The 6109-nt window shown below is 54.3% G+C and carries 4 protein-coding genes and 1 rRNA gene (1 of these 5 running past the window's edge); 4 read left to right on the top strand and 1 reads right to left on the bottom strand.

The features are described 5' to 3' along the window. From ACAF76_RS19485 to ACAF76_RS19475, 3 genes are all read left to right on the top strand, one after another. A 23S ribosomal RNA gene (locus tag ACAF76_RS19485) occupies positions 1–1754 on the top strand; it begins 1175 nt to the left of the window's first position. Positions 1755–2090: 336 nt separating this feature from the next. Next, complete coding sequence (locus ACAF76_RS19480) at positions 2091–2765, top strand: response regulator transcription factor (protein WP_421617298.1); 675 nt, start codon at positions 2091–2093, stop codon at positions 2763–2765. Further along, a complete protein-coding gene (locus ACAF76_RS19475) occupies positions 2765–4063 on the top strand; it encodes a sensor histidine kinase (RefSeq protein ID WP_421617297.1) in 1299 nt (432 codons plus the stop codon). The genes ACAF76_RS19480 and ACAF76_RS19475 overlap by 1 nt, the downstream gene beginning before the upstream one ends. Before the next feature lie 65 nt (positions 4064–4128). Here the strand turns inward: ACAF76_RS19475 and menC are convergent, their stop codons facing one another. After that, on the bottom strand, positions 4129–5277 hold the full coding sequence (gene menC / locus ACAF76_RS19470; protein WP_421617296.1) for an o-succinylbenzoate synthase: 1149 nt from the start codon (positions 5275–5277) through the stop codon (positions 4129–4131). Positions 5278–5435: 158 nt separating this feature from the next. Here menC and ACAF76_RS19465 point away from each other — a divergent pair, with 158 nt between their 5' ends. Continuing rightward, complete coding sequence (locus ACAF76_RS19465) at positions 5436–6107, top strand: LytTR family DNA-binding domain-containing protein (protein ID WP_421617295.1); 672 nt, start codon at positions 5436–5438, stop codon at positions 6105–6107. Positions 6108–6109 lie beyond the last annotated feature (2 nt).

The raw sequence follows: 6109 nt of genomic DNA, 5'->3' as shown, positions 1-6109 counted from the left end.
GTAACGGGGCTAAACGTATCACCGAAGCTATGGCAGTCCTTACGGACTGGGTAGGGGAGCGTTCCAAGCAGCGGTGAAGCCGTACCGGAAGGAGCGGTGGAGCGCTTGGAAGTGAGAATGCCGGTGTAAGTAGCGAAAAGACAAGTGAGAATCTTGTCCACCGAAAGCCTAAGGTTTCCTGGGGAAGGCTCGTCCTCCCAGGGTTAGTCGGGACCTAAGCTGAGGCCGAAAGGCGTAGGCGATGGACAACAGGTTGATATTCCTGTACCACCTCTGTACCGTTTGAGCAATGGCGTGACGCAGGAGGATAGGGTGAGCGGCCTACTGGATGGCCGTCCAAGCAGCAAGTGTGGTGTGTAGGCAAATCCGCACACTGTCAAGCACAAGCTGTGATGGCGAGGGAAATTCAAGTACCGAAGTCCCTGATTTCACACTGCCAAGAAAAGCGTCTAGCGAGGAACAAGGTGCCCGTACCGCAAACCGACACAGGTAGGCGAGGAGAGAATCCTAAGGTGCGCGGGATAACTCTTGCTAAGGAACTCGGCAAAATGGCCCCGTAACTTCGGGAGAAGGGGCGCCCCGGTAGGGTTTATAGCCCGAGGGGGCCGCAGTGAAAAGGCCCAAGCGACTGTTTAGCAAAAACACAGGTCTCTGCGAAGCCGCAAGGCGAAGTATAGGGGCTGACGCCTGCCCGGTGCTGGAAGGTTAAGGGGATGGGTTAGCGCAAGCGAAGCTTTGAACCGAAGCCCCAGTAAACGGCGGCCGTAACTATAACGGTCCTAAGGTAGCGAAATTCCTTGTCGGGTAAGTTCCGACCCGCACGAAAGGCGTAACGACTTGGGCGCTGTCTCGGCAAGAGACCCGGTGAAATCATAATACCTGTGAAGATGCAGGTTACCCGCGACAAGACGGAAAGACCCCATGGAGCTTTACTGTAGCCTGGTATTGGAACTTTGTGCATCATGTACAGGATAGGTGGGAAGCTTTGAAGCAGGGGCGCCAGCCTCTGTGGAGCTGTCGGTGGGATACCACCCTTGATGTACGGAGTTTCTAACTCGTCGCCCTCATCGGGCGAGAGGACCATGCCAGGTGGGCAGTTTGACTGGGGCGGTCGCCTCCCAAAAGGTAACGGAGGCGCCCAAAGGTTCCCTCAGAATGGTCGGAAATCATTCGTAGAGTGTAAAGGCAGAAGGGAGCTTGACTGCGAGACCTACAAGTCGAGCAGGGACGAAAGTCGGGCTTAGTGATCCGGTGGTTCCGCATGGAAGGGCCATCGCTCAACGGATAAAAGCTACCCTGGGGATAACAGGCTTATCTCCCCCAAGAGTCCACATCGACGGGGAGGTTTGGCACCTCGATGTCGGCTCATCGCATCCTGGGGCTGAAGTAGGTCCCAAGGGTTGGGCTGTTCGCCCATTAAAGCGGTACGCGAGCTGGGTTCAGAACGTCGTGAGACAGTTCGGTCCCTATCTGTCGCGGGCGCAGGAAGTTTGAGGAGAGCTGTCCTTAGTACGAGAGGACCGGGATGGACGCACCGCTGGTGCACCAGTTGTCACGCCAGTGGCACAGCTGGGTAGCTATGTGCGGAAGGGATAAGCGCTGAAAGCATCTAAGCGTGAAGCCCCCTCCAAGATGAGACTTCCCACAGCGCAAGCTGGTAAGACCCCTCAAAGACGATGAGGTTGATAGGTTCGGTGTGGAAGCGCGGCAACGCGTGGAGCTGACGAATACTAATCGGTCGAGGACTTATCCACACACAATCCACAGCATGCATGCAGATCCAGTTTTGAAGGAACAAGACAAAAAGCTGTATTCACCATTACCCATCCGTAATGGTGAATACAGCTTTTTTGATTGAAGGGCGTGCTTTCACACGATTCAAATGCAATTCAAAACAAACAATGGTCTAATAACACTATCCAGACTTATACAACATTGCTGTCGGGTTGGTGCTGTATACTTGTACTTGATAGCCTGGCAGTCAAGGTAAACAAATGCTTGGCATCTCTCTATCGTTGGCGAGGCGAAGAGCCAACCGATTGCAGAGAGGAACGGCTGAACAAGCCCAGGACGTAAGGAGAAGGATAGCGATGCTGATACTGGTTGTAGAAGACGAACACGCACTCCTCCAATCCATTTCCGGAGTTTTGTCAGAGGAAGGGTATCAGGTGGAAACTGCCGAGCGCGGAGATGACGGTTTGTTACTCGCCGAGCGCGGCATCTACGATCTACTGGTTCTCGATGTCATGCTTCCGGGAACCGACGGAGTGACGATGGTAAAAACGCTGCGGAACAAAGGGATCTCCACACCCGTTCTGTTTTTGACGGCAAAGGATAGCGTAAAGTCGCGAGTTGAGGGCTTGGATGCGGGGGCCGACGATTACATGGTCAAGCCATTCGCCGTAGAGGAGCTGACGGCGCGAGCGCGGGCTCTGCTGCGGCGAAACGGCAAATCTGCGCCAGAAGGAGAGTTGGCATATGGCCCAATTTCGCTGAAGGTGCATGAGTACGACGGGTATGTCGAAGACGAAGCGATGAAGCTGACTTCGAAGGAATACGAATTGCTCAAGTATTTTTTGCAAAACCGGGAACAAATTCTGACCCGCCAGCAAATATTTGACCGCGTGTGGGGCATTGATTCCGAGGCCAACTACGGCGTGGTTGACTTGTACGTCCATTATTTGCGCAAAAAATTGGGTGCGCATGAACATCTGATTCGCACCATTCGCAATGTGGGCTATATCTTAAAAAAGGAAGAGGCCTGATGTTGTTTCAAAAAACCCGTCTCCGCCTGGTCACGCTCAATGTGATCGTCGTGTTCGTGCTGCTCAACGCACTCGGGACAGCTGTCTACTTTACAATGAAAGTGCGCCTCTATTCCGAAGTGGACCGTGCCTTGCAAGCGGCCGAGCAGCGACTGTTGCGAGAGCCCTTTCCCCGGCTGCACAGCGCAGACGGTCCCGCGTTTCCCGCCTTTTTGCCCCAGGAGCGCAAGAGGTTTGCGGAGTTGGATCGCCGGTATATGCTTCTGGTCTGGGACCAGCAGGGAAACTTCGTCGGTACCGGGCTTGGCGAGCAGATGGACGAGGATGACTATTCTGCCTTTCGCAAGGAGATTGTGGAAACCGCCACTACGGAGACGATCAAGGTCAAGAACGCTTCGTATCGGGTCCATACGATTCCGGCGGCAAAGAGGATAGTCGTCGACGATCGCGTCCGTACATCGGCCCAGATACAGCTGGTCTACAATTTGGCACCCGAGGACAACATGCTGAACAGCCTGCTGTACGTGGTCGTCATCGGAAGTGCTGTCAGCTTGCTGATCGCCTTCGTGGCGGGTCGATTTCTGGCGCAAAAAGCGTTGATCCCGATCCAGGTTTCCTGGGAGAAGCAGCAGCAATTCATCGCCGACGCTTCGCATGAACTGCGGACGCCTTTGACCGCGATCATGGTCAACCTGGAGCGGCTGTTTCGCCATCCGGATCGGACCATCGAGCAGGAGAGCGAAAAGATTGTCATCGGGTTGCAGGAGGCAAAACGGTTGAACAAGCTGGTCTCCGATCTGTTGACACTGGCTCGCAGCGACTCCAATGAACTGCAGATTTTCAGGCAGCGCTTTCGGCTCGACGAAGTGGTGCAGCGGTGCACCCACGTGTTTTCTGAATTGGCGGTTGCCAGGGAGATTCGTTTGCAGACGGACATTCATCAGCCGCTGGAGATGGTCGGGGACGAGGAGCGGATTCACCAACTGCTGGTCATTTTACTGGACAACGCCTTGAAGTATACCCAGCCCCATGGGACCATCCACGTGGCTTGCAGGCGGGAAGGGCAAAAAGTATCCGTAGAGGTCCGGGACACCGGAATCGGAATCCCCAAGGAGGACATCCCGTTCATTTTTGACCGTTTTTATCGGGTGGACAAGATGCGCTCGAAATCGACGGATGGCACCGGACTCGGACTGTCGATCGCCAGGTGGATCGTCGACGCCCATCAGGGGAAAATCCACGTGACGAGCGAGGAAGGAACAGGCACGGTTGTTTACGTTACACTGCCGCTCAAATAGGTTTACGCGCAGATGAACACAAACAAGGAGACCGCTCGCAGTGGTCTCCTTTGTTCGTTTTTCCGTTACCAGCCGGGAATGTGTGTCGTCGTCGATTGCTGGTTGGCAAAAAAGCTCCTGTGCTCCACCAGGGCGCGTAAAAGCGCAGCTTCGTTTACTTCCACACCGATACCGGGGGCGGTAGGGACATGCAGCACGCCTGGCTTCGCAAAGGCGATCGCCGGCGTAATAATGTCCTCGGCAAAATAGCGATCTGACGGAGATGTGTCGCCAGGTATCGTGAAATTGGCCAAAGAAGCAATCGCCATGTTGTGCGCACGCCCGACTCCCGCTTCCAGCATACCGCCGCACCAGACAGGGATCTGGCGGCTTTGGCACAGATCGTGAATCTGCTTCGCCGGAGTGAGTCCGCCGACACGCCCGATCTTGATGTTGATGATACGGCAGCTACCCAGTTCGATCGCTTTTCGCGCATCTTCGACGGTGTGGATGCTTTCGTCGAGACAGATCGGGGTCTTCAGCTCGCGTTGCAGCGTGGCATGGTCGATAATGTCGTCATGGGCCAAAGGCTGTTCAATCATCATCAATCCGAATTCATCCAGCTTTTTGAGTAGCTCCAGATCGCCCAGTGTGTAGGCGGAGTTGGCATCGGCCATCAGCGGTACATCCGGACCAAAGGCTTGGCGAATGGCGCGAATCGGCTCCACGTCAAAGCCCGGCTTGATCTTCACCTTGATCTTTTTGTAGCCATCGCGGATAAAGCCGTCTACGCGAGCCAATAGTGCTTCCACAGTCGGCTCGATTCCGATGCTCACTCCGACGTCAATCGCAGTGCGGGTCCCGCCCAACGCCTGGGAGAGCGAAATGCCTTGCTGTTTGGCGTACACATCCCAGACGGCTCCTTCCAAGGCTGCCTTTGCCATGTTGTTGCGTCGCATCCAGGAAAACAGGCGGGATACATCATCGGGATGCTCGATCTCACGGCTGAACAACTGGGGAATCAGGTACTTTTCCAGCATGTACCAGACGGTGTCCACATCTTCCTCATTGTAAACGGGAACATCCATCGCCACGCTTTCCCCAAAACCGACATGCTCGCCGCTGTACGCGCGGACGAGTATACATTCCTTGTGCGTTTCTACACCCATGCTTGTTTCAAAAGGCGCTTTCAGGGGAATCTTGATCCGTTGCAAGTCGATTCGTTCCAGCTTCACGGCTATCTCTCCTCTGTGGTTGCTTCCGCCATCATTTTAGCACAATTTTCTTACAATGGACGAAAAACACCAAATGGCAAGACAAGGATGCACGAGAAAAGCAAAAATGTGGTTTAATGAAAGGAGAAACAATGCGAGAAAATAGGGAGAGAAGGATCATGGACAATACACTGGTTCCTGAAGTGCTGCAGATGATTGGGGAAGTGATTCCAGAAGGAGTTTCCATTGCCATCTCGGATGGGGCACAGTACGTCTACTACCAACCCAGTTCCAGTATTGATTTGAAAATTTCTCCCGGGGACCGGGTTCGAGTCGGTTCCGCCACATATAAAGCGTTGAAAGTAAAGGAGAAGGTCGCCTCTCAGGTGGAAAGCCGCGTGTTCGGGGTGCCGTACTACGGAGTTTCTGTGCCGGTCATTCGCCAGGGACAGGTGGAGACGTGCATTACGGCGATCTACTCGCTGCAGATGATGCCTGCCGTTGTTTCGCGTCCGAATCCTGCTTTTCTGGTAGGCAGAGATGAAAATGGCTGGCTGCCCATTTCGATGCAGGACATCCTCTACGTCAGCTCGAATGACGGCCGGACGATGCTGCATACGGCGGCGGGAAGTTTTGCAAACAAATACAGCTTGTCAGAGCTGGCTCACATATTGCCCTGCGATCAGTTTGTTCGCTGCCATCGCTCCTATTTTGTGAACGTCCAGGCGATCCGCTTCATTCATCCGCATTTTCACTCCACCTTCTTGCTGGAGTTGAAAGACAAGCAAAAGACCCGTGTACCGGTCAGCCAATCGTACGCCGGCTCGTTTCGTCAATTTCTCGGCTTTTAGCC

The organism is Brevibacillus sp. TJ4 (genome assembly GCF_044627595.2).
GTDB lineage: Bacteria > Bacillota > Bacilli > Brevibacillales > Brevibacillaceae > Brevibacillus.
Note: the sequence above shows the minus strand (reverse complement) of the source record. Positions and strands in the feature narration are given on the sequence as shown.